A 1284-nucleotide genomic window follows, 5' to 3' on the forward strand; every position below is an offset into this window, starting at 1 on the left:
GCCTTCGAGCGCCTGCGCGCCGCGCGCGGCGGCATTGCGGAACAGCAGCTCGTCGAGCTCCGAGCGGCGCACCTGCCAGGCCGAATCGAGCGACTTGTCCCAGCCTTCGGCAAAGTCCACGTAGCTGCGGTGCTCATGCTCGGGCGAGACGAACTCGATGCCGAACTTGGGCATGCCGATCTTCTCGACCTGGTCGCGCACGCCGAGCCTGTCGAACAGTTCCACGTTCGCGGGCAGCAGCGATTCGCCAATGTGAAAGCGCGGATGGTGCTCCTTCTCGAGCAGCACCACCTTGCGGCCCTGCTGTGCGAGCAGCGCCGAGATCGTGGAGCCCGCGGGGCCGCCGCCGATCACGAGCACGTCGCAGGACTCGTCGGCCGCCGGGGGCGCGGAAGAAATGGAGGAAGTGGCTTGAGGCAATGACATGCGAAGGCAAGCTACATAGTTGACAACAGCCAAGCATAGCGCGGCCGAAGCCGGTCGCCCCTTGGTGCCGTTCCTATGGCGCGTTCGCCTTCGGCGCGTTCTGCAGGCTGGCCTGCGTSACGCTCGCGCCCGSSSKCACRTCSTCSGTGATCCASACATTGCCGCCRATGACCGCGCCCTTGCCGAGCGTCACGCGCCCGAGRATGGTGGCGCCGGCGTAGATCACGACGTCGTCCTCCACCACCGGGTGGCGCGGCAGGCCCTTCTGCAGGTTGCCCTCGGCATCGGTCGGAAAGCGCTTGGCGCCCAGCGTGACGGCCTGGTACAGCCGCACGCGCTTGCCGATGACCGCCGTCTCGCCGATCACCACGCCCGTGCCGTGGTCCATGAAGAAGCCCGCGTCGATCTGCGCGCCGGGGTGGATGTCGATGCCGGTCTGCGCATGCGCGAGCTCGGCCACGATGCGCGCCAGCAGCGGCAACTCAAGCTTGTAGAGCTCGTGCGCCAGCCGGTGGTGGATCATCGCGAGCACGCCCGGATAGCACAGCAGCACCTCGTCGACGCTGCGCGCCGCCGGATCGCCCTGGTAGGCCGCGAGCACGTCGGTGTCGAGCAGGCGGCGCAGGCCCGGCAGCGCGTTCGCGAACTGGCGGATGGCCTCGGCGGCGAGGCCGTCGACTTCGTTCGAGGGGCGCGGCTCGTGGCGGGCGTTGTAGTTGAGCTCCAGCCGCGCCTGCACCAGCAGCGCCTGCAAGGCGGTGTTCAGCGTGTGGCCGACATAGAAGTCCTCGCTCTCATGGCGCAGGTCGGGCGGGCCGAGCCGCATCGGGAACAGCGCGCCCTTGAGCGATTCGATGA

General features: G+C 68.7%; 2 protein-coding genes. Both read right to left on the minus strand.

All coding sequences use genetic code 11. The annotated features are described in order from the left end of the window. The coding region (locus AC1DOC_RS34035) for an NAD(P)/FAD-dependent oxidoreductase (RefSeq protein WP_478131617.1) at positions 1-426 on the minus strand (426 nt) is incomplete at its 3' end. Positions 427-499: 73 nt separating this feature from the next. After that, the coding region (gene epsC, locus AC1DOC_RS34040) for a serine O-acetyltransferase EpsC (RefSeq protein WP_478131618.1) at positions 500-1284 on the minus strand (785 nt) is incomplete at its 5' end.

Source organism: Variovorax sp. 01T439_2, assembly GCF_056398445.1.